This is a genomic window from Microbulbifer okhotskensis (genome assembly GCF_023895975.1).
GTDB lineage: Bacteria > Pseudomonadota > Gammaproteobacteria > Pseudomonadales > Cellvibrionaceae > Microbulbifer > Microbulbifer okhotskensis.
Genome location: NZ_JALBWM010000015.1, coordinates 43,311 through 66,174, shown reverse-complemented (window position 1 = coordinate 66,174; position 22,864 = coordinate 43,311). Strand labels below are relative to the sequence as shown.

Sequence of the window (22,864 nt, the reverse complement as noted above, 5' to 3'; positions counted from 1 at the left end):
GAACGGTACAGTGACTACGGGGCTATAGCTGCATGAAACTGTCCGAAGTGTTGTTCAAGGAAGGCCTGATAAATGGAGAGAAATTTGTCTCCTTTTCACGTTAAGTGATACCTATTCGCCTTCCTGATCAATAGCATAACCACCGCCACCTGCCATTTTACGGCAGATAGAACAATAGCAAGGGGCATAGTGAGCAAGCTGCTTTACTGTCAAGTTAAAACGCATCCACTCGCAATGGCAGCAGTCGGCAAGTTTCATCACAATTCTTTCAGAAGCAAAGGAGATTAGTAGGAAAATAAGCATAGCCCAGCCAAAGTTTGCCAAGTAGGGCGAGCAGAAAATAAATGCCGTCACTGATTAAACTAGAATGAGTACAGCCCCCATTATCAACTGTTGCGCATACTCAATGAATAATCCCATCAGGCACGATAAATGGACCGCCACAGAATATGTCAATGCATCCGATATGCAGTGGCGCCATGCCATGGAGGCCATTCGGTGGATTGATTATCGCAACGCCTCCAGAATACTTGATGTCGGCTGTGGTGACGGTAGAGTCACACACTATATTGCCGAGAACCTTCACCGGGGAAAGGTCATTGGTATTGACTTAACCGAGGACATGGTTCGATACGCACGTGAAAAATACGCAAGAGAAAAAAACCTTTTTTTTCAGAAAATGAGTGCTGATGAAATTGAGTTTGACCAATGCTTCGACATAATTTTTTCATTCAGCTGCCTGCACTGGGTAGCAGATCAAGCCAAGGTCTGGGATAGCTTTTACAAAATCCTCAAGGAAGATGGGAAAGGTATAATCGGATTTCAGGTTGGACATGAAAACTTTTGGGACACTGTCTCTGATTTCCAGAACAACTCTCAATGGCAGGCCCATTTTACCGGGTTTCGAGATCCCTATAATCACTATATTCTAGCGGATATGAAAGCAGTTATCGAAAGAGCAGGTTTCTACATCCCCAGAATGGATGAAATACACCATGTAGAAAACTTTGGAACACCAGAAACCTTAATGACATTCTTTCTGTCCTGGGTACCTCAATTTCGACATCTTTCCCCTCCAAAACGAGAGCTATTTGCTCAGCAAGTGATGGATGCGTACTACCAAAAGATATCACCCAAAATGTGCGAACGTGCGGGAGTAAGGATTAAAAGATATATTATTGAAGTTGAAAAATAGACCTGACAACTCATAGAGTTTGACAAATAAAACCACAAAAATACCGACCTCTAGAGAACTCTATAATCGAGCTTTAGCCTATCTATTTTTGAATCTTTCTGGAATATAGCGGTAGTGGCCAGTAATCTCATAGTCAAAAAGCACATCATCCAATTTTGGACCGAGACCAATATTATGGACTATCAATAAATTGTCAGATGAAGCAGCTTTTTTATCAGAAATCAACCCAATATGGGGAAGGTTACCCGGCAGCACCCAGGTGACAATATCTCCAGGGGCATAACTGGCAGCACTATCACTTACCAGTAAACTCTCACCAAACCTTGAAAAAAACACCTGTAAATTTGGCACTCGCCGATGATCAATATTGGAATCAGGCTTGCTGAGCCCCCAAATCCGCCTAGAAGGGTATTGATCAAAATTACGAGTCATATCCTCATGCACCAAGCGCTGCAAATCTATACCAAGAGCTCGATAGGTACGGATTACGACATCAGTACAAACCCCTATATTTTCAGGCACATCCCCATTTGGGTAAGCAATAGAATAATATGACCCATCATAAGTCACATCCTTTGTAGTTCTATCCAGAGCTGCATTTACAAAACGTCTCTCAAAGGGTTCAGCAATACAGTTTTGTGCTAACAAAATTACAAATATAAAAATCACCCTCATACCCACCCCCTTAAAATAAGGTTTCTATTTGATTAGATTTTGGCAGAAGAAACTGAATATTATACATTTCCATGATCAAAGTATTATCAATATCTAGTGGAGGCCAAAGCACCTTTTATCGAGAGCAAGGTACCTTCCAACCTGAAAACTGATAATTCGGTCTACCCCCAAACCCCAAACCCCAAACCCCAAACCCCAAACCCCAAACCCCAAACCCCAAAATACGGGATTTTAATATTTGCCCTTGGGGGAATCAAAAGCGCTGCATCTCGGTTAAGTTTACGTGCAAGCAAGAGGCGATCAGATTTCTTTTGCAAAAATTATAGCCGGTCATGATACTGAGCAATCCCTCTTTCCCCAGGAGCCGTTGGGTTATCTGTTCTAATGGCAGACCCTGCTCTTGTAACACCTGCGCTTCTCCGGTGAGGTTCAACAAGTATTCATATTTTTTATTCAACTGCTGCCAGCCATCCTCAACGACGCCCCTGTGCGGACAGAGGATAACGTCAAAAGAACAGTCCAGCACTCTCTTGATACTGTTTAGCAGGGTCGGTATATGCTCATCAATACGCAGAAATTTCAGGTAATTGGCAATATATAGATCCGCACTGAACAACCAGCCGCGTTCGGGCAGTAGATAGCAGGTCATATCTTTCGCATGACCCGGACTGAATAGCGGTACCACTTCCTCTCGTCCAATACGAAGATCTTCTGGCAGAGGCGCCACTTCGGCTTTTCCGGCTGTTCCCCAGAAAAATTTTTGCATGGGAGGGATACGGAATCCCCTTTCTAATATTCCAATAGTGAGGTCTGGGGCGGCAGCCTGCACCCCTGTAAGCTCGTGGATCGCGCCTGCGTTGCCGCTGTGATCCTCATGATGATGAGTGAGCAGTAATTGCTCCAAGTGTGTATTTTGAACGAATGGCTTAACATACTTCCACTGATTGCTGGGGCCTGTGTCGATCAGTGTTCCATTGAGACGATAAACTATGAAGGTTGTATTTACCCCCATATTAATTCGGCCAACCCGAATTGCATCGAGTCCTTGATAGTTAAAAGATTCACGTAGCGGCATAAACTCGCCCTTAGATAAGTTATATGTATTTGTAGGCGATTGGCATCACTTGGGAAATTGTATTTTCCATGAAAATGGATGACATATCCGTACCCCCCTATAAACGGTATTAGGTGATTTTGGATTGGGGAGCTGGATTCCGGCTTTCGCCGGAATGACGAGGATCGGAGTCGAGGCTACTCTAGTGCTACTACTTCGACGCCAGTATCGGAGTATCGCCAGCGCAGGTTGAACCCGCAGAGTTGCATGCCGTAGATGCGCTGTTGATCCATTTTTTGGTACGCGGGCCTTGGATCCTGGGACAGCACTTGGTCTATAAGACGTGGAAGGTCGGTACCCCAGTTATCGCGGTAGGCTTTGGCCTGTGTGAGAATTGGCTTGGGAATGGTGACAGGCATAGGCTGCGGGGCCGCACTGGCAAATTCGCTTTGTGCATCTGTAAGTGCATCGGCATAGGGGATATACGGCTTGATATCCAGTACCGGCGTTCCATCCACCAAATCTGCCCCGGCAACAATCAGCTCTATCTTGGGTGCCGTTCGCACTTCCAGAAGACGCACAACCGATAGGCCAATATTATTCGGGCGAAATGGTGAGCGGGTGGCCAATACACCCAATTTCTTATTGCCTCCCAGCCTCGGGGGCCGCACTTTGGCGGACCACTGGCCTGCGGCCTGATGGAATTGAAAAACCACCCAGATATGACTGTGCTGCTCCAACCCTGCAACTGCGTCCTCTGTGTCCATCGGTGGTAATAATTCGATACTGGCTCGGCTGGCATCGGCCAGCAGGGGTTGACGCGGTACCCCAAACTTTTCGCCGAAGCAGGAATGCACCCGCGCAATAGGCTCTACAACCATCTAAATCCCAAACACTTCTTATTAACTATTTATCAATGCCGCCGATACACAGGTATTTGATTTCCAGGTAGTCTTCAAGACCGTACCTGGAGCCCTCACGTCCCTGGCCGGACTCTTTTACACCGCCGAAAGGCGCCCGTTCATTGGAAATAATACCTTCATTGATACCCACCATACCGTATTCGAGACCCTCGGCAACACGCCAGATACGGCCAATATCCCGCGCGTAAAAATAAGAAGCCAAGCCAAACTCTGTATCGTTGGCCATTCGAATGGCCTCTTCTTCGCTGGAAAATTTATACAGTGGAGCCACCGGGCCAAAAATTTCCTCTTTAAAGAGTTTCATTTGGTCGGTCGTATTCCCCAGAACCACAGGAGAATAAAAACACTCTCCCATTGTGCTGGGGCCCCCTGCAACCAGAGTTTTCGCCCCTTTTTGAATGGCATCTTCCACCAGAGATTCGGTTTTTTTCACCGCTTTCGTGGTAATCATGGGTCCTACATCAATACCGCTGTCAAAGCCATTACCCAAAGACAGCTTGTTAGCTGCTTCAGAAAATTTCTGTGCAAATTCTTCGTAAACGCCTTCCTGTACAAAAATACGATTGGCGCAAACGCAAGTCTGACCCGCGTTACGGTATTTACACACAATTGCGCCTTTAACCGCTTCATCAATATCTGCATCATCGAAAACGATAAACGGCGCATTGCCGCCCAATTCCATCGAGGTCTTTTTCATGGTTGCCGCACACTGCGCTTGCAGCAATTTACCGACTGCAGTGGAACCGGTAAAAGTAAATTTGCGCACCATGGGATTGGATGTCATTTCAGCACCAATCGCCGGTGCTTTTTCTCCGGCGACAATATTGAATACACCAGCGGGTACACCTGCCTCTTCAGCGAGCACCGCCAGCGCCAATGCGGATAACGGGGTTTCCGAAGCGGGCTTGGCGATAAAGGGGCACCCTGCGGCAATCGCCGGTGCCATTTTGCGTGCAATCATCGCACTGGGGAAATTCCACGGTGTCACTGAGCAAGCCACACCCACTGATTGCTTGATCACCAGCAGGCGCTTGTCATTTGAAGGCGGACTTATGATATCGCCATATATGCGTTTGGCCTCTTCAGAAAACCACTCGACATAGTTGGCGCCATAGATAATTTCAGTTTTGGCTTCAGTCAGGGGCTTGCCCTGCTCCGCCGTTAAAATAGCGGCGAGATCATCGACATTGGCAATAATCAGGTCGTACCAGCGGCTGAGAATTTTAGCTCGCTCTTTGACCGTGGTATCCCGCCAACTGGGCCAGGCTTGATGGGCCGCTTCAATTGCTCGGCGGGTTTCATTCGCCCCCAAGTCGGCGATACTGGCAACCACTTTGCCCGTTGCGGGGTCCAGCACATCGAAGGTGGCTCCAGAATCAGCGTCGATCCATTGGCCATTAATGTAGGACTGACTGCGTAATAGCGCAGGATTTGTCAGCTTCAGCATCGTACTCTCCTTGTGGTGTCTTCCCTGGCCCCGCCGCAAACGGGATCACTGACTACGATATTAACCGCGATTTATTCCCGCGAGGCCTACTGCCTGTGGGATTTCAACCGATCAAAAGCTGCAGCATATTAGACAACTTTGCCAACCGACAGACTCCGCCGTCAGTTGGCTGGCAACATCTGCTGCCTTCGCTTATTTCTTCTTTTTCACAAACTTCATCAGGCGGCGCTTCTTGGCCTTCTGTCGGTCACTCAACTTGTTCTTTTTGTCCGCGTAGGGATTGGAGCCCGTTCGGAACTCAATTTTTACCGGAGTGCCTTGCAGTTCCAGTGCTTTCCTGAAAGTTTTCTCCAGGTAGCGTACATAGTGCGAGGGCACCTGCTCAGTCTGGTTGCCGTGAATCACAATCACCGGCGGGTTTTGTCCGCCAGCGTGAGCGTAACGCAACTTGATGCGGTGACCGTGTACCAATGGTGGTTGGTGCTCACTAACTGCCCACTGCAGAATACGGGTCAAGTGGTTAGTGGAGAGTTTGTCGGTTGCACTCTGGTAGGCAGCCTCGATGGACTCATACAAATGACCCACACCCGTACCGTGCAGTGCAGAAATAAAGTGCACATCGGCAAAATCGACAAAGCGCAGTCGGCGCTCCAACTCAGCCTTTACATAGTCGCGGTGCTCCGCTTCCAGCCCGTCCCACTTGTTCAGGGCGACTACCAAGGCACGCCCTGCTTGGATCACGCTGCCCATCAGGTGCATATCCTGATCTACCAGACCCTCGCGGGCATCGATTACCAGCACGACCACATTGGCGTCTTCCACCGCCTGCAAGGTTTTCACGATGGAGAACTTCTCCACCGATTCCTTAATATTCTTACGTCGGCGAATCCCGGCGGTATCGATCAGGGTGTAGGGCTTTTCATCCCGCTCGTAGTTGATATAGACGCTGTCTCGAGTGGTGCCAGGCTCGTCGTACACGACGACCCGGTCTTCACCCAGAAGGCGGTTAACCAGCGTGGATTTCCCCACATTGGGACGCCCAACGATACCGATCTTAATCCCGGTAGCTCCCTCGGCCTCCTCTTCAACCGCCTGCTCCGGCAAACCTTCCACCACTCGCTGCATCAGGGTGCGAACGCCGCGACCATGGGTCGCTGTGGTTGGGAAAAGCTCACCGATCCCCAGCTCGTAGAAAGGTGCCAGGGCAATATCCGGATTTACTCCATCAACTTTGTTGGCCACCAGCAGGGTGGGCTTGGAGCGAATGCGCAGCCGCTTGGCGATCATCTCATCGGCAGGGGTCAAGCCCGCACGACTATCGACAAGAAAAAGTACAATGTCCGCTTCTTCGATAGCCAGCATAGACTGCTCAGCCATCGCCGCATCAATACCCTCTTCGCCACCGGAAATACCACCGGTATCGATGAGTAAAAGTTTATGTCCGTCAATGTCCGCCTCGCCGTATTTGCGGTCGCGGGTAAGCCCGGCATAGTTAGCAACCAAAGCATCGCGGCTTTTGGTCAATCGATTAAAAAGTGTGGATTTGCCCACATTGGGGCGCCCGACCAGGGCAATTACTGGCAGCATACAAATTCTGGTTTTAGCCGAATAAAAAAATACAAAAGCCCGCGCGAGGCGGGCGATTTCAATTCACCTGCAGTGCAGGCTCCTTATGCGAGCCCTTTCGAGCCCTACGGCGGACAGCCTGTCCGCCTTTGTAATAGGGTGCGGTTATTCAGTAGCCGGCGAGACGCAGTGCCGACAGCTTGCCGTCATCCGACAAGACAAACATCAGGTCGTCATCAACCAACATGGGGATACGAATTGCATCACCATCCACCTGTTCGCGGCCGATAAACTGCCCGGTATTCGGGTCAAGCACGTGCAGGTAGCCTTCCAGGTCTCCAACAACCACAACATCCTGGAAGAAAGCGGGTCCACTTAACTCACGGCGCAACAGCTCGTTGTTGTTCCATACGATCTGACCACTGCCCACATTGTAGGCGTAGACACCACCGGAGGCATCACTCAGGTAAACATGGCCACCGCCCACAGCAACTTCATGGTGGGTAGAGGCATCGCGGGCCCAGAGGCCGCGACCATTGTCTTTCGACAGGGCAACAACACGCCCCTGATAGCTGGCGGCAAATACGAGATCGCCGCGCACAACTGGGGAACCGTCGATATCAACGACCCGCTCCAGTTCGGCAGTGCCCTGTGGTATAGCCACACGCTGTTCCCAGCGCTGCACGCCGTCTCGGGCATCCAACGCCAGGAGCTTACCGTTATCCAGACCGGCGATCACCATGCCGCCACTGATGACCGGTGCGGCAGTACCGCGCAGGGTCAACACAGGCAGGTTGGTATTGTGGCTCCACAACTGTTCGCCGCTAGCGGCGTCGAGCCCGACCAGTTTGCCATCGACAGTTTGCAGAACCACCACGCCAGAACCCACGGCGGGGGCGGAAACCACTTCACCAGAAACCTGGTACTTCCAGAGCTGGCTACCACTATCCAGGTCGACAGCGATGACAAGGCCCCGGTAATCCGAAACCACGGCAATGCCATCACCGACACCAACACCGCCACTCAAATCCACATCCAGGTCAGTCTCCCAGAGGGCCTGCCCGGTATTGCGATCAAATGCCGTCACATCACCATCACTGCTGGCAGCGACGATTCTGCCGCCAGCGAGGCTCGGCTGCAGCATGGCATAGCGTTTCTCGTCGATCCCTCCCACATCTGCAGACCAAACCTCCTGCAGAGAGACCGTCGAATTGATATCTACCAATTCGACGGGATCGACATCTTCCTTCTCTTCATTGGAGGCACAGGCGGCAAGGGCCACAGCCAGCGCCACTGCTGCAGTACGACCCGCAGCGCGATTCAGAAATCCCATCACTCGTCTCCCTCAGATACAGGCTCAGTTTGATTCTGTTCTTCAACACCCTCAACTGCCGCCAGGCTGTCGGCCTTCAGGCGCAAGAGCTGGGTACTACCCGCTTGCTCTGGCAATAGCTCACTCAGTGCCTGCTCATAGGCAGCACGAGCACCAGCACTATCACCTTTTTGCTTGAGAATATCACCACGGGTCTCGGAATAAAGCGCTGCAAAGGCCGGAGGAATTGTGCCCTCCAGTAATTTCAGCGCATCATCAGGTTTGCCGCGAGCGGCCAACACTGCGGCGAGACGACGCTTGGCAAGCAGTTCCAAACTGGTCTCATCGGTATTGTCGATCGCCCACTGCAGCTGCTGCTGGGCAGTTTCCAGGTCGTTGCTCTCTGCCGCAATCGCAGCGAGACGCAGCGCCGCCTGGCTGGCGTAGATACGCTTGGTAAAATCCTCTTTCAGCTGCTCCGCCACATTTTTTGCGGTGGTGAGCTGTTTATTGTCAGGCTGATTGTTGTTGGCGGAAGCAGCTTCTACGAAAGTCTGGTACAGGTCAGAGGCCGCTTCAGCTTTGCTGCGCTGGTCACCCTGCCACCATTGATAGCCAAAGTAACCCGCCAGGGCCAGCGCCACACCAGTCAAGATGCCCTTGCCGTTTTCCGCCCACCAGCGCTTCAGCGTTTCTATTTGTTCTTGTTCAGTAAGATGCTCAGACATTGAGTAAATCGCCTTTCCTGTGGTTTCTAACTTTCACGGCAGAGGTCTCCGCCCCCGCCTCCCTCAGTGTTTGCTTCAACCTTGCAGTAATACTGCCAGGTCTTTCGGTGCAAGGGTTTGCTGTTGTTGGTCAGAACGCAGGTGCTTCAGCGTTATCTGACCAATAGCGGCCTCATCTTCTCCAATAATCAATGCGTAATCGGCGCCGCTTTTATCCGCCTTCTTCATCTGGCTCTTAAAGCTTCCTCCGCCGCAGTGCGCCTGCAGGCGCAACCAGGGCAGCTCATCGCGCAATTGCTCGGCAGCCATCAGGGCGGCTGATTGTACATCACCCACCGCAACCAGGTAGGCATCTACCTGCTGCGACAGAGCTTCCGGCAGCACCTGCAGGGTTTCCAGCATCAATACCAGGCGTTCAACACCCAGGCCAAAGCCCACTGCCGGGGTAGACTTGCCACCCATTTGCTCCACCAGACCATCGTAGCGGCCACCAGCACACACGGTGCCCTGAGCACCGAGACTGTCGGTCACCCATTCAAAAACTGTTTTTCCGTAGTAGTCGAGACCTCGTACCAGCTTGGGGTTAATCTCGTACTTAACGCCGGCCCCGTCCAATAATGCCTTCAGCTGGCTAAAATGGGCAGCGGATTCCTCATCAAGGAAATCTAGTAGACTGGGCGCGCTTGCCAGCAGTTCCTGGGTTTGCTCATTTTTACTGTCGAGAATTCGCAGCGGATTGCGTTCCAGGCGACGCTGGCTATCCTCGTCGAGCTGGTCACGGCGCTCGCTCAGATAAGCGACCAGTGCGTCGCGATAGGCCGCACGGCTCTCTGAGTTACCCAGGGAGTTGAGCTGCAGTGTGACATGATCGCTGATTCCCAATTGGTGCCACAGGCGTGCGGTCATCACCAAAATTTCCGCATCAATATCCGGGCCTTCAATACCGAACACCTCGACACCAAACTGGTGGAACTGACGCAGGCGACCCTTCTGAGGGCGCTCGTAGCGGAACATGGGGCCGAAATACCACAGGCGCTGGGGCTGAATCAACAAATTGTTCTGAATGGCCGCACGCACGGTTCCAGCAGTGCCCTCGGGACGCAGAGTGACGCTACCGCCGCTCTTGTCGTCGAAGGTATACATTTCCTTCTCAACAATATCAGTGGCTTCACCCACCGCCCGGCAAAATAGCTGGGTCGCCTCCAAATAGGGCATGCGAATTTCACTATAGCCATAGCGGCTAGAGAGTTCGCTCAGGGTGGCTTCCACGTACTGCCAGGCCGGAGATTGTCCCGGCAGCAGGTCGTTCATACCGCGAATTGCGCGAAGCTGTTTCAACGCTGTTCCTTAATTTCTAATTCAACGATTCGGGGAGGCGTAGGAGACATGCACCCGCTACGCCTTGGCGATGATATCGGCTTCTTTCTCAGCCTTGGCAGCAGCCTTCTCTCGAATTAAGCGCTCCAAATCATCCACCAGATTTTCATTCTTAAATTTACGGTTCGGCTGACCATCTACGTAAATAGCGTGGCTCGGTGTCCCACCCGTGAGGCCGATATCTGCCTCTTTTGCTTCGCCGGGGCCATTGACAATACAGCCGATCACCGCCACATCCAACGGCGTGGTCACATCCTCGAGACGCGTTTCCAGTTCGCTCATGGTTTTCACCACGTCGAAATTCTGACGCGAACAGCTGGGACAGGCAATAAAGTTGATGCCCTTGTTTCGCAAGCGCAGGCTCTTGAGCAGGTCCCAGCCCACTTTGACTTCTTCCACCGGGTCTGCGGCCAGTGACACCCGCAGAGTATCACCGATACCGTCGAGTAGCAGGGCTCCCAGACCAATAGCGGATTTCACCGTACCTGCACGCAAGCCACCAGCTTCAGTAATTCCCAAGTGCAACGGTTGTTCAATCTGCTGGGCCAGCTTGCGGTACGCAGCGGTCGCCATAAAGATATCCGAAGCCTTGACGCTCACTTTGAAATCCTGGAAATCGAGACTGTCGAGAATTTCTACATGGCGCAGGGCCGACTCGACAAGCGCATCCGGGGTGGGCTCGCCGTATTTTTTCTGTAGGTCTTTTTCCAGGGAACCGGCGTTCACACCGATACGAATCGGGATATTCAAATCGCGGGCTTTGTCCACTACAGCGCGGATTCGCTTCTCCCGACCGATATTGCCGGGGTTGATACGCAAGCAGTCCACACCCAGGTCCGCGACTCGCAGAGCGATCCGGTAATCAAAGTGAATATCTGCAACCAGCGGAACATTCACCTGTTTTTTTATTTCTCCGAAAGCTTCGGCGGCCTCCATGCTGGGCACGGATACACGTACGATATCGGCACCCGCCGTTTCCAAACACTGAATCTGGCCTACTGTGGCGGCCACATCACAGGTTTCAGTGTTGGTCATACTCTGCACCGAGATCGGAGCATCACCTCCGACAGGCACGTCTCCTACCATGATCTGGCGCGACTTGCGGCGGACAATGGGAGATTCAAATTGCATAGGCTGACCTGGCGCTATCGCTGCTGAAAAATCGAGGAAGAGAGTATAGAGAGATTGGGCGCAAACCTACAGAGTTCGCGCCCATACTGAGAAGATCCGTTAGTCGCCGACGATCAGGCGGCGGGTGCGGCGGTCACCAATAGGCTGGCTATCGATGGTTTCCTCGCGGTAAACCACATGGGTTGCCTCAGCATTACCGAGCATCAATTCAAACGGTGCGCGCCCCTCCAGAGCCTTGGAGCTACCGGCCGCTTGGACACCGGCCAAGAGCACCACTCCTTGGGCATCTTTCACTTCGATCCAAGCATCCTCGTCAAAACGCAACCGCAGGGCACCCTGCAGGGCCTGGTCCAGGTCGGCCACCTCACTGGAGATAGGTTTCTCGGTGCCTGCATTGCGGACTTCTTGCACCGAAGAAGCGGTTTCTATCGTTTTCGATCCAGGTTCGGGCACCTGGGCAATCGCTGAGTTTGCTGACTGGGGGCCCGTCTCGTCACCCCTTTCTCCTTCAGACACACCAGCGACAGCTAGCGTAGTTGAGGCCTGTGCGGTTGGAGTTTGCACAACCCCTTCGACAGCTTCCTCTATAACAGGCACTCCGGGAATATTGACAGGCGTGCCGTACTTCCACCAAAACACACCACCGGCCAGCAACAGAGGTATCAGGGCCAGAAAACCATGACCGCGCTTCCGATCGGGATTAAACGCTTCGGCCTTACCCATACGTCTGGATTCCGCGCGTTTTGAGGGCTGTGGCCGGTCCCGATCGTAGGCTTTCAGGACCGGCTCGGAAGGAATCTTCAGTTCACGGCAAGTATTGCGGATATAGCCCCGCGCATAGACCACATCTGGCTGCCGGGCATAATTATCGGTCTCAAGCCATTCGACGGTATTGTCGATAATGCAAAGACGCTGTGACAACTCTTCGCGAGAAAGCCCTGCGGCTTCGCGCGCAGCTTGCAACATGCTGCCCGGTGAGGCCTTTTGTGTATTGGATGCCGCCTCGCCGCTATTGCGGTGCTCGGGACTACTATCCGTCATTACCACTTAACTCCTGATATTTCAGTGTCTCCGCAGAGTACGGGTACAGATTCTTCAACGCAAGCGCGTAACTGAGCTCCTTGTCACGGTTGCCAAATACCTTCTCGATACGAACCCCCAACCATAGTGACTGAGGGGTCTGCCGGCTTCTCTTGCCGTACCTGTCCAGGTACTGTTTGGACTGACTGTAATCGCCATCTGTAAATTTTAGCTCGGCCATTTCAATTAGCGCCAGGGCAAGGTTGGGGTTTAGAGCCAGTGCGCGGGAATAAGCCTCCTTAGCCTTTTCTATCAGTCCCAAGCGAGCCGCTGTGCGACCATAGTTCACCAGCGCGAAAGAGCGTCGGTTATAAGTGAGATCGGTGGAGGCGTATTCAAACTGCTTGAGGGCCTCCTTGTAGCGCTCCTGCTTGTAGAGGAACACTCCGTAGTTGGTGTGCGCCATAGAAAAGCCATCGCTATAACGCAGCGCTTTCTCGAAGTGAGATTCGGCAATATCCAACTCACCATCGACCTGATAAAGCAGGGCTAAGCCGTGATGCGCCATGGGGTTCTTTTTACCCAGCTCCAGGGCCTTATTCAGGTGGCGACGGGACTGTTCTCTATTGTCCGGGTCTTGTAAATAGCGAAGCCCCAGCTGTACGTGTGTCTCGAGCGCTTTTTCCAGATCGACTTCCTGGCGCTCCGGCATCCCGGTAGTGACACAGCCCCCCAGAAAAATGCTGAGCAACAGCGCCGCCAGTGGCAGCTTTTTAAATTTCGCGGACACTACATCACCTGTATTTTTATTTTGCACTTGTTAGCCCAGCGAGATTGCGCGGGTGTCATTCACACACCAAATGGTGCCGCCGCCAATCCCTGGACAAAGCACGCCCGCAACACACGTGAGAATCCGATAGCCTCCATTACCCTCCGCTGGTAGTGACATCAAGCTTGTATCGACATTTTCAGTGATAAATCTATTTCCGCCTCAGCTGGCACTCCCCCAAAACCCTATACTGCCGCAAAGCCCTATCAGTTTCAGCCCTAAAACCCAATCAATTCCACTTACTGACCATTTTTCTCCATTAGCCACCATTCACCGGTACACAAGTACCGGCGAATTATTCTGCAAAAAGTACTATCGATGATTACAACTCATTGCCCCTTTGATCTTTAGCTTCCAGCTGATTGCCATCGGGACCGCCATCGCGCGTGGGGAGCAGTGACTGAACAGCATTAGAGTCGACATTGATCGCATCCGGGTCGGTGAGCGTTCCCAGGAACGCCACCAGAGAATCGATTTCATCATCACTCAGATTATTCGCACCATCGCCATTCGCGGCCAATAGCGTTTCAGTCAAGGCTTGGCCACTGGGAGCAACTTTTGTTGCGCAGTCTTCCAGTTCAGCAAATTGATCCAGATCGCACATTTCACTGCTGCCGAAATACTGGGTTATGGACCCGCTGCGGTTGCGGTAATGCTCAATATTTCTCTTCAGGGTGCCAAACTGGCCAGCGTGTCCCCAGGGACCGGTGATGGCAACATTGAGCAGGGTTGGTATGCGGAAACTGCCCGCCCCATTGCCGCCCAGGTCGGCCCCATTGCCGCTCTCGTCCTTACCCGCACCTATCTGTGGATAACTTACCGCCCTCAATCCCTGAGTGGTAAAGAAGGCACCTGCATGGCAGTTGGTACAGCCCGAGTTACTCGCCATAAAGGTGATAGCTCCGCGTTTCTCCTCGCTGTCCAGGGCACCCTGATTACCATCCACATAGTCAAAGAATGGGTTATCAATAAATAACTGAACCGCCTCATAGGCCGCTATGGCCTCGGCAATCCGGCTGAAATTAATCGCGGGATCACCAAATGCACTGCTAAACAGGGAATCCCAGCTGGCACTGCCGAGATTGGCCGCAAGTATTTCTTCGCGGTAAGCAGTAAATCCACTATCGGAAGTATTGTCATAGCCAAACTGGGTGATATCGCCCATTTCTGCCGTATCGGTAACCGGGAAATGCGCCTGAGCCATCATCAGCGCCAGGCTGCCAGTACCCACGGCAGCCTCGGTATTATCGCTGACATCTCGAGAGTCCGTCCTCAGCCCACGATCAGTAATCGCCACGCGGTTATCCCAAAAAAGGCCTCGGGTCCAGAGCGCGGCATTGCAGGTAGGCGGAGAATTTCTTGCCACCAGAGGCACTTCATTCAAACCATCCGAGCGACCTGGTCCCACCAACGCCGAGTCAAGTGCACTGACTCCGATGGGCATGGAAAGATCATCACCGCCACAACCCATAGCGGGTTGGTGGCAGGATGAACAAGCGGTATCGCTGTTGGCACTGAGGCTTTTACTGTGGAACAAACGCATACCAAGCTCCACCATGGCCGGGTCTTGCTCACTGCGCACACGGGCTGCGAAGGCCCGTATATCCTCCAGGTGTCCGGCCATATTATTAAGCTCAAGCATGGCCTGCAGGCAGGAATCCAGGTCCGCTTCCTGCAGGTCCAGCGCACTTCGCGCATTGTTGCACTCGGTAAAGTTGGATATTCGATCATTGTCCACGTCAATATCTGCACCGCTGCTCAGACCACCATTGGTGTTGTTCAGCAGGGTCTTTGCGCTGACACGGGCCGCCTCAATATCGCTGTCGAGATCGCCTGCGATTACTGAGTAGCTGTATTCGGTATTGACCGTCAGCCCCTGATCAACGAAATAGTGATCACTGGTTTCAGCGATTTTTTCGCTGCCGCGATAAATCGAATAGGTTAAACCATCACGCTCCCAGGAGAGACCGATACTGGTACCGGAAAAAGCGTTGCCAATTAGCTTTGACGGAGCGCCACCCTGCCCCGAGTCAGTTCCAGTATCATCATCCGTGTCCGTATCAGTATCACCACCTGTGTCAGCATCAGAGCCGTCATCATCACTGTCGGTATCCCCACCGGCATCCGTATCGCCACCGCCCTCATTCACTGCAGTATCCGATGATGAACTCTCATCGCCACCCGAAGAACCCGAACTGCAACCCACTGTCAGCAAAAAAAGCGGCAGGATCAGCAGTCGCAGCAGTGCCACGAAAGACCCATCTAAAATTTGTCTCTGAATTTTCATAAAACCTGACCGACCCCACCAATAAAAATCATTTCGAAAAGTTCTGGACAAGTAATAGACAGGCTAGTGCCCCAATCGGCACCAAAAGCTAATCTTCCCGAGAATTCCATGGCGCCTTACAACAGCACGCTTACAGCCACGAATATGGGTATTTAACAGCTAGGTAGGTGCAGGCCCATGAATCGGCACTCAGCAACAGCTGTATCAGGCCCGCAAAAGCTATCCAGGAACCATCCGTGTGTTATTAAAAATTTATTGCTTCCGCAAACCACAAACCTGTTTCGGCACACTGGCGAAAATTCCGCGATTGTTTTGACATGCACAATTTCCCGCTGCCAGCTACAAACCTGAATAACGCAATTGCCGATTCCACAGTATATGTATGCAATGAAGGTAGCGTTTTTGGGGGGACTGTTCTGTAGAAAGTGTCGCAAAGCACTGTCGTTGCTGCAGTAATCTCAGACGGTGAGAATCACCTCATATTTCAAAATAGGCACACAGCACGGTGACAGTGCCAACCAGTGCGTAGTTTTAGAGTGGTGGTTAATTTACGGGGCAGGCTGTTTCCAGAACATAATCACTTCCGGCATCACTCGAGGGATCATGGAGGATAAAAAAACCGCTCGCCTCCATGCCCCTCAATGCCATTTCTAACCTGCTATTTCGCTAAAGATAAAAACAGGTGGAAGTTACAGGCTTAGCCCATTCTGATCTTTTGCATCCAACTGCCGGCCATCAGGGCCACCATCTCGAGGCGGGATTAAGAATTGAATCTCATTAGAGTTTGCATCGGCAGCATTTGGATCGGTAAGCGCGCCTAAAAATGTCACAACGTGATCAATTTCATCATCAGATAAGCGGTTAACGCCCCCACCATCATTTCCATCGAGAATATCCAGTGAGTGGGTCAAACCATTGGGGGCCAGCTTACTGGGACAATCTTGCAGGTCTTTAAACTGCTCAAGATCACACATTTCACTATTGTCAAAATATCTGGCAATAGAAGCTCCGTGATCACTGTAATGCTCAACATTTCTTCGGAGAGTACCGAACTGACCGTTATGCCCCCAAGGGCCGGTGATTGCAACATTCAGCAGGGTTGGGGCGCGGAAGGCCCCAAAACCCAGGGCTCCCTCTCCCCCCCAAATCCGCTCCACTACCATCCTCATCAGTACCCACTCCAATCTGAGGATAATTGGCGGCCATGACTGTTTCCTTGGTGAAGAAAGCCCCCATGTGACAGAAGGTACATCCAGCATCCTTTGACATAAATGTGATGGCACCGCGCTTTTCTTCATCACTGAGTGCATCCGAGTTTCCCCCGACATATTCAAAAAACGGGTTATCGATAAATATTTGTACTGCCTCATAAGCGGCCATGGACTGTGCAATACGACTGAAGTTAATTTCAGAATCACCGAAGACAGAAGTGAACAGGGGCCCCCAAGCTTCAACATCCAGATTCGCTGCTAAAATATCTTCCCGATAGGCAGTGAAATTATCATCAACGGTATCATCATAACCGAACTGGGTGATATCCCCCATCTCCGGCGGGGCTGTCACTGGGAAATGCGCCTGCGCCATTAACAGCGCCAGGGAACCAGAGTCTACCGCTTCGTTTGTATTTCTGGTGACATCGGTTGAATCTGTCCGCAGGCCTCCATTAGGACTCATAGAAACACGGTTATCCCAAAACAAGCCGCGACTCCAAAGTGAGGTATTACAAATTGCCTGGGAGTTTCTCGGCACAATAGGTATTTCATTAATACCATCAGATCTGCCTGGTCCAAGCAGGGCAATATCCACTGCATCAACCCCGACAGGCATTGAAAGGTCATCTCCACCGCAGCCGACTGCCGGGTGATGGCAGGAGGAGCAAGAGGCATCCTCATTGGCACTCAAAGATTTGCTATGGAATAGGCGCATACCCAGCTCCACCATAGCCGGGTCTTGCTCACTGCGGACACGCGCGGCGAAAGCCAGTATATCCTCTACATGAGAGACCATGCGGTTAAGTTCAAGCATGGCTGCCAAGCAGTTATCCAAATCGTCCTCCAGTATATCCACAGCAGAGAGGGCATTGTTACACTCTGAAAAACTATCTATGCGCTCATTTAAAACCTCGTCTTCCGTGCCATTATTCAAACCACTATTTGTATCTTTAACCAGTGTTGTAACTATGACTTGAGAAGCCTCTGCCTCACTTGCCACATCAACTGCATTCACCGAGAAAACATACTCAGTATTCACTGAGAGGCCCTGGTCGACATAAAAGTTATTACTGGTTTCCCCTACCTTTGTGCCATCCCGATAGATGAAGTAGGTTTCCCCATCTCTCTCCCAGACAAGACCGACTGCAGTTCCAGAGTAGGCATTACCAATCAACTCTCCAGGCCCACTACCTTGTTCTGTGTCTGTGTCTGTGTCTGTGTCTGTGTCTGTGTCTGTGTCTCCATCAGTATCAGAATCATCTCCACCGTCAGTTTCTGTGCCGCCATCGGATCCAGAGCCATCATCGCTCCCAACAGCATCCGTCGGTGAATCATCATCACTACCGGACAACCCCGAGCCACAACCACTCAATACTAAAAATACAGATAGGAAAAAGAGCCGCAATAAGCCCCTAGGCAACTCACTTAAATCCAATTTCTGAGCATTCATCAATTTAACAGTCCCTTCCATTCATTTTAAAATCTGGACTGTTAACGCTTTGTCAGGTGGTTTAGTTGACGCCAATGAAAAAAAATTGGAAAAGTGCGAAACAGTCCAGACGCAAAAGCAACGGCTGTGGAGAAGGAGACAGAAGAACTGAAGATATTATCTTCTACCGTTACTGCAGTTGAGCACCGCTCAGGACGACAGAAGCTGCAGGGGGCAACCCGGGCCTTTGCTGGCAATCAGCTATAAAGGCCCTGGATCGGTATGGCAATCAGCCAACAATACGGACAGGGCGTTCAGCGTTGCGGTAGCGTTCGGAGCGGCGGGTACGATCATTAACATTGCCGGCCAGCTGGCCACAGGCTGCATCAATATCATCGCCACGAGTCGTTCTCACCGTAACGGTATAACCTTTGTCGAGCAAAATCTGTTGAAAGCGTCGCAACGCGTTGTTACTCACTCGCTGGTAATCAGACAATTCAAAGGGATTGAACGGAATCAGGTTAATCTTTACTGGAATATCCCGTAGCAATTCTGCCAATTGTTCGGCGTGCTCCGGGCGATCGTTGACCTCGCGCATCAGCGTATATTCGATGGTCATTTTACGGTGGGTATCCGGCATATTCTCAATATAGCGTTTGGCAGAATCGAGCAATACCGCAATCGGATATTTTTTATTAATCGGCACCAATTCGTTGCGTAATTCGTCGTTAGGTGCGTGTAGGGAAATCGCCAGGCTTACATCGGTGACAGCGGCAAGGCGGTCCAGTGCGGGCACCACGCCGGAAGTAGACAACGTTACACGGCGTTTGGAAATACCGTAGGCGTTGTCTTCCATCATCAGATTCATGGCATCGACCACATTATCGAAATTGAGCAGGGGTTCACCCATGCCCATCATCACCACGTTAGTCACCTTGCGCGGGCCTTTCGGATCTAACTGGCCGAAAGATTTACAGGCGATCCAAACCTGTCCAATTATTTCTGCTGCGGTTAAATCGCGGTTAAATCCCTGTTTACCGGTCGCACAAAAACTGCAGTCCAGGGAACAGCCCACCTGGGAGGAAACACACAGTGTGCCACGATCCCCATCGGGGATATAAACCGTTTCGATGGCATTACCACCGGAAACTTCAATCAGCCATTTGCGCGTGCCATCGGCGGAATCCCACTGATTGAGCACTTCCGGTGCGCAGACTTCAGCCACCTCTACCAGCTTTTGACGCAGGGCCTTGCTGACATTGGTCATCTCAGCAAAATCATCGACCCCGTTTTGGTGAATCCACTTTAAAACCTGAATAGCGCGAAAGCGCTTCTCGCCTAATGATTCAAAAAAGGCGGCCAGCTTTTCTACAGAAAGGCCGAGCAGGTTGGTTTTCTCAGTGGTCATTCAATTCACCTCGGGGAAGCGTTGCACCGGTCCAAAAGGACCAGTGCGATTCAAGTCGCGATTAAACGCGCGGGCAGATTTCGCCATCGGCGAAGAAATAGCTTATTTCGCGGGCAGCGGACTCTGCTGAGTCAGAACCGTGTGCAGCATTGGCATCGATACTGTCAGCGAAGTCAGCACGAATGGTGCCGGCAGCAGCTTCTTTAGGGTTGGTAGCACCCATCAAATCGCGATTTGCCAGGATCGCATTCTCACCTTCCAGAACCTGTACAACAACGGGACCAGAAGTCATGAAGTCAACCAGAGCTTTAAAAAAAGGACGCTCTTTGTGCTCTGCGTAGAAACCTTCAGCTTTTTCGCGGGACAGCTGTTGCATTTTCATGGCAACGATGCTCAGGCCAGCTTTCTCAAAACGGCTCTCGATTTCACCGATGACATTTTTGGCTACTGCGTCCGGCTTGATGATAGAAAGAGTACGCTCCAGGGCCATGCTTATCTCCAAATTAATTTTTTATAACTGAACTTACATACAGAAAGAGCAACCTGCACAGTTGCTCTTCCCTAATATTCCTTTCATACCCGCAGGGGGTACTCAATTTTTGATCACCGCATTTCGCGGCCGGCGGATTATACGGGGTATTGATCGACTTTTGTACTCTATTACCAATAGTCGCAGCAGTACCCGGCTACTCCTGCTCTTCGATCCAGGCAGCCTGGATGGCCTCGAGGATCTTTTCGCCGCAGCGGCTGGGATCATCGTCAAACCCTGGCAATGCCATTACCCAGTTGCGCAGGTCAACGAAGTTCACCGTGAGCGGGTCCACATCCTCGTGAGCTTCGCAGAGCTCTATGGCAATATCGTGAATATCAGTCCACTTCATGAATCGGCTTCCTCAGTGCGCGCGGAGTCAGTGCTTTTCCGAAACCTGGTTGATGGTGTATTTGGGAATATCGACTACAAGGTCTTCATCCTCAACGATCGCCTGACAGGACAGTCGCGATTCGGGCTCTAGCCCCCAAGCTTTGTCCAACAGGTCTTCCTCTAACTCATCGGGTTCTTCCAAGGAATCAAAACCCTCACGCACGATCACGTGACAGGTGGTGCAAGCACAGGCCTTTTCACAGGCGTGCTCTATCTCGATATCGTTAGCCAACGCAGCATCAATAACGCTGACGCCGCTGTCCACTTCTACCACTTTGCCCTCGGGGCACATTTCCGGGTGGGGTAAAAATACTATCTTCGGCATGGGGTGCTGAACCTCTATGGTCTCAATCCGACGGGGAGATAACGACTACTCCCCGGCCGCGGGCAGCGCAAAATCTGCGCCTGATCATGGTTATTTATCAAATTCATCCAAGCTGTGGCCCTGCATGGCACGCTGGATGGAAGCATCCATACGACGTGCTGCAAAAGGCTCTGACAGCTTGTTCAAAGCCTCCATCCGTCGGCGAATTTCCTCTGCGTCGCCGCCGTTGTGAGCCAGACGCAAGCCCTCCATCGCATGTTCCAGCTCGTTCAGTTCACGTTCATCAAGCAGCTGGGCACCGTTCTCACGCAGGGCCACCAGCATACTCTCAAGGGTTCTCTCCGCTTCCACCTGCGCCTCGCGTAAAGCGCGCAGTGCGATATCTTCAGCGGCATGGGTATAGGATTCCTGCAGCATCCGCGCAATATCCTTGTCCTCCAGGCCATAGGAGGGCTTGACGGTAATATCTGCACTGACACCGCTGCTCTTTTCCATCGCCGCCACCGACAGCAGGCCATCGGCATCCACTTGGAAAGTCACGCGGATATGGGCCGCACCGGCCACCATTGGGGGAATGCCGCGCAATTCAAAGCGTGCCAAAGAGCGGCAATCACTAACCAGCTCACGCTCACCCTGTACCACGTGAACCGCCATGGCGGTCTGGCCATCTTTAAAGGTGGTGAATTCCTGGGCCTTGGAGACGGGGATCGTGGTATTGCGGTCGATGAGTTTCTCGGTGAGGCCACCCATGGTTTCGATACCGAGAGACAGGGGGATCACATCCAGAAGCAGTAGCTCTTCACTGGATTTATTGCCTACCAGCACATCGGCCTGCAGCGCTGCACCAATGGCAACCACTTGGTCGGGGTCAATTTCCGCATGGGGAGCGCGGCCAAAGTGATCTTCAACTCGCTCGCGAACCCGCAGGGTACGGGTAGACCCCCCCACCAACACCACTTCCTGCACCTCATCGGCACCGATACCAGCGTCGCGCAGGGCGCGCTTACAGGCCCGCAGGGTCTTATCGATCCAGGGGTCCAGGAGTGAGGCCATGGTGGCGCGGTCGAGTACATCTGACCAGCTCCCATACCGTACTTGTGCCTGTTCAGCACCGGTCAGGGACTCTTTTGCCGCACAGGCAATATCGAGTAATGAGCGCTGGGTGGCAGCATCTAGATCGGTTCCCACGCCAGCCTGTTCGGCGATCCAGCCTGCAATTGTGCGGTCGAAGTCATCGCCACCGAGAGCTGTATCACCACCGGTGGAGAGCACTTCAAAAACGCCCCGGGACAGGCGAAGGATAGAAATATCAAAGGTTCCTCCACCCAGGTCATAAACGGCGATGACCCTCTCCTCGCCTTTATCTAGCCCATAGGCAACGGCGGCCGCTGTGGGCTCATTGAGCAGACGCAGGACTTTCAGCCCGGCCAGTTGCGCCGCGTCCTTGGTGGCTTGACGCTGGGCGTCATCAAAATAAGCCGGCACGGTAATTACCGCGCCATCCAACTCTCCACCGCTTTTACCATAGAGGGCTTCGCGACCCCGGGCAGCCAGTTTTTTCAGGATTTCAGCGGACACCTGGACCGGGTTCACCGGCCCGGCAGCCGTTTCAATTGCCGGCATGCCACTGTTGGAATCGGCAAAATGATAGGGTAACTGCTCACCGAAACTCTTGATATCTGCTACACCGCGCCCCATCAGACGTTTGATGGAAATCATGGTGTTATAGGGGTCCTCTGCCGCCCGAGCACGGGCCTCTGTACCGACCGTAATTGTATCCGCCCCGTAGTGCACTGCAGATGGCAGGATCACGTCTCCGCACTCATCGGCGATGGCTTCAGCCGATCCACTGCGAACCGTTGCCACCAGGGAGTTGGTGGTCCCCAAATCGATACCCACAGCGTGCTTGCGCTGGTGGGGAGCAGGGCTCTGGCCCGGCTCGGAAATCTGCAGTAATGCCATTATTTATCTCTTCTTTAATCGGGATGGCGAGGTACCGAGAACAACACGCCTTCTCAATCCAGC

21 protein-coding genes are annotated in these 22,864 nt (G+C 52.2%); 1 reads left to right on the top strand and 20 read right to left on the bottom strand.

Translation table 11 applies throughout. The features are described from left to right. Positions 1–111: 111 nt before the first annotated feature. Positions 112–354, bottom strand: coding sequence for a GFA family protein (locus MO867_RS05760; protein ID WP_252465288.1), 243 nt, complete (start codon positions 352–354; stop codon positions 112–114). Positions 355–406: 52 nt separating this feature from the next. On the opposite strand from MO867_RS05760, the gene MO867_RS05755 reads away from it, so the two are divergent. Further along, positions 407–1,195: a class I SAM-dependent methyltransferase gene (locus MO867_RS05755; protein ID WP_252465287.1), complete on the top strand. Its 789-nt coding sequence runs from the start codon at positions 407–409 to the stop codon at positions 1,193–1,195. 78 nt (positions 1,196–1,273) lie between these two features. Here the strand turns inward: MO867_RS05755 and MO867_RS05750 are convergent, their stop codons facing one another. The 19 genes from MO867_RS05750 to hscA all read right to left on the bottom strand — a co-directional run bounded on the left by MO867_RS05750 (position 1,274) and on the right by hscA (position 22,801). After that, a complete protein-coding gene (locus MO867_RS05750) occupies positions 1,274–1,870 on the bottom strand; it encodes a DUF1287 domain-containing protein (RefSeq protein ID WP_252465286.1) in 597 nt (198 codons plus the stop codon). A gap of 253 nt (positions 1,871–2,123) precedes the next feature. Then, complete coding sequence (locus MO867_RS05745) at positions 2,124–2,945, bottom strand: MBL fold metallo-hydrolase (protein ID WP_252465285.1); 822 nt, start codon at positions 2,943–2,945, stop codon at positions 2,124–2,126. A 176-nt stretch (positions 2,946–3,121) separates the two neighbouring features. Further along, on the bottom strand, positions 3,122–3,805 hold the full coding sequence (tsaA, locus tag MO867_RS05740) for a tRNA (N6-threonylcarbamoyladenosine(37)-N6)-methyltransferase TrmO (protein WP_252465284.1): 684 nt from the start codon (positions 3,803–3,805) through the stop codon (positions 3,122–3,124). 25 nt (positions 3,806–3,830) lie between these two features. Further along, positions 3,831–5,294 (bottom strand): NAD-dependent succinate-semialdehyde dehydrogenase, encoded by a 1,464-nt coding sequence (locus tag MO867_RS05735; protein WP_252465283.1) that lies wholly within the window; start codon positions 5,292–5,294, stop codon positions 3,831–3,833. 192 nt (positions 5,295–5,486) lie between these two features. Next, a complete protein-coding gene (gene der / locus MO867_RS05730; protein ID WP_252465282.1) occupies positions 5,487–6,881 on the bottom strand; it encodes a ribosome biogenesis GTPase Der in 1,395 nt (464 codons plus the stop codon). Between the two features lie 148 nt (positions 6,882–7,029). Then, positions 7,030–8,193, bottom strand: a complete 1,164-nt coding sequence (gene bamB, locus MO867_RS05725; RefSeq protein ID WP_252465281.1) for an outer membrane protein assembly factor BamB — start codon at positions 8,191–8,193, stop codon at positions 7,030–7,032. Continuing rightward, the gene (locus tag MO867_RS05720; RefSeq protein WP_252465280.1) at positions 8,193–8,900 is read right to left on the bottom strand and encodes a YfgM family protein; all 708 of its coding nucleotides are present in this window, start codon (positions 8,898–8,900) and stop codon (positions 8,193–8,195) included. The genes bamB and MO867_RS05720 overlap by 1 nt, the downstream gene beginning before the upstream one ends. Before the next feature lie 75 nt (positions 8,901–8,975). Next, a complete protein-coding gene (hisS, locus tag MO867_RS05715; RefSeq protein ID WP_252465279.1) occupies positions 8,976–10,238 on the bottom strand; it encodes a histidine--tRNA ligase in 1,263 nt (420 codons plus the stop codon). A gap of 57 nt (positions 10,239–10,295) precedes the next feature. Continuing rightward, positions 10,296–11,408, bottom strand: coding sequence for a flavodoxin-dependent (E)-4-hydroxy-3-methylbut-2-enyl-diphosphate synthase (ispG, locus tag MO867_RS05710; RefSeq protein WP_252465278.1), 1,113 nt, complete (start codon positions 11,406–11,408; stop codon positions 10,296–10,298). Between the two features lie 99 nt (positions 11,409–11,507). After that, a complete protein-coding gene (locus tag MO867_RS05705; protein WP_252465277.1) occupies positions 11,508–12,449 on the bottom strand; it encodes a RodZ domain-containing protein in 942 nt (313 codons plus the stop codon). Then, positions 12,439–13,218 (bottom strand): type IV pilus biogenesis/stability protein PilW, encoded by a 780-nt coding sequence (gene pilW / locus MO867_RS05700; protein WP_252465276.1) that lies wholly within the window; start codon positions 13,216–13,218, stop codon positions 12,439–12,441. The genes MO867_RS05705 and pilW overlap by 11 nt, the downstream gene beginning before the upstream one ends. A gap of 361 nt (positions 13,219–13,579) precedes the next feature. Further along, positions 13,580–15,544: a cytochrome-c peroxidase gene (locus MO867_RS05695; protein WP_252465275.1), complete on the bottom strand. Its 1,965-nt coding sequence runs from the start codon at positions 15,542–15,544 to the stop codon at positions 13,580–13,582. Positions 15,545–16,233: 689 nt separating this feature from the next. Next, positions 16,234–16,518, bottom strand: coding sequence for a cytochrome P450 (locus MO867_RS05690; protein ID WP_252465274.1), 285 nt, complete (start codon positions 16,516–16,518; stop codon positions 16,234–16,236). An 85-nt stretch (positions 16,519–16,603) separates the two neighbouring features. Beyond that, on the bottom strand, positions 16,604–18,205 hold the full coding sequence (locus MO867_RS05685) for a cytochrome-c peroxidase (RefSeq protein WP_252465273.1): 1,602 nt from the start codon (positions 18,203–18,205) through the stop codon (positions 16,604–16,606). Between the two features lie 268 nt (positions 18,206–18,473). Continuing rightward, positions 18,474–19,592: a dual-specificity RNA methyltransferase RlmN gene (rlmN, locus tag MO867_RS05680; protein ID WP_252465272.1), complete on the bottom strand. Its 1,119-nt coding sequence runs from the start codon at positions 19,590–19,592 to the stop codon at positions 18,474–18,476. 61 nt (positions 19,593–19,653) lie between these two features. Next, positions 19,654–20,082, bottom strand: a complete 429-nt coding sequence (gene ndk / locus MO867_RS05675) for a nucleoside-diphosphate kinase (RefSeq protein WP_252465271.1) — start codon at positions 20,080–20,082, stop codon at positions 19,654–19,656. A 196-nt stretch (positions 20,083–20,278) separates the two neighbouring features. Continuing rightward, complete coding sequence (gene iscX / locus MO867_RS05670) at positions 20,279–20,473, bottom strand: Fe-S cluster assembly protein IscX (RefSeq protein WP_252465270.1); 195 nt, start codon at positions 20,471–20,473, stop codon at positions 20,279–20,281. Positions 20,474–20,500: 27 nt separating this feature from the next. Then, complete coding sequence (fdx, locus tag MO867_RS05665) at positions 20,501–20,839, bottom strand: ISC system 2Fe-2S type ferredoxin (protein ID WP_252465269.1); 339 nt, start codon at positions 20,837–20,839, stop codon at positions 20,501–20,503. Between the two features lie 90 nt (positions 20,840–20,929). Next, positions 20,930–22,801: a Fe-S protein assembly chaperone HscA gene (hscA, locus tag MO867_RS05660; RefSeq protein ID WP_252465268.1), complete on the bottom strand. Its 1,872-nt coding sequence runs from the start codon at positions 22,799–22,801 to the stop codon at positions 20,930–20,932. Between the last annotated feature and the right edge of the window lie 63 nt (positions 22,802–22,864).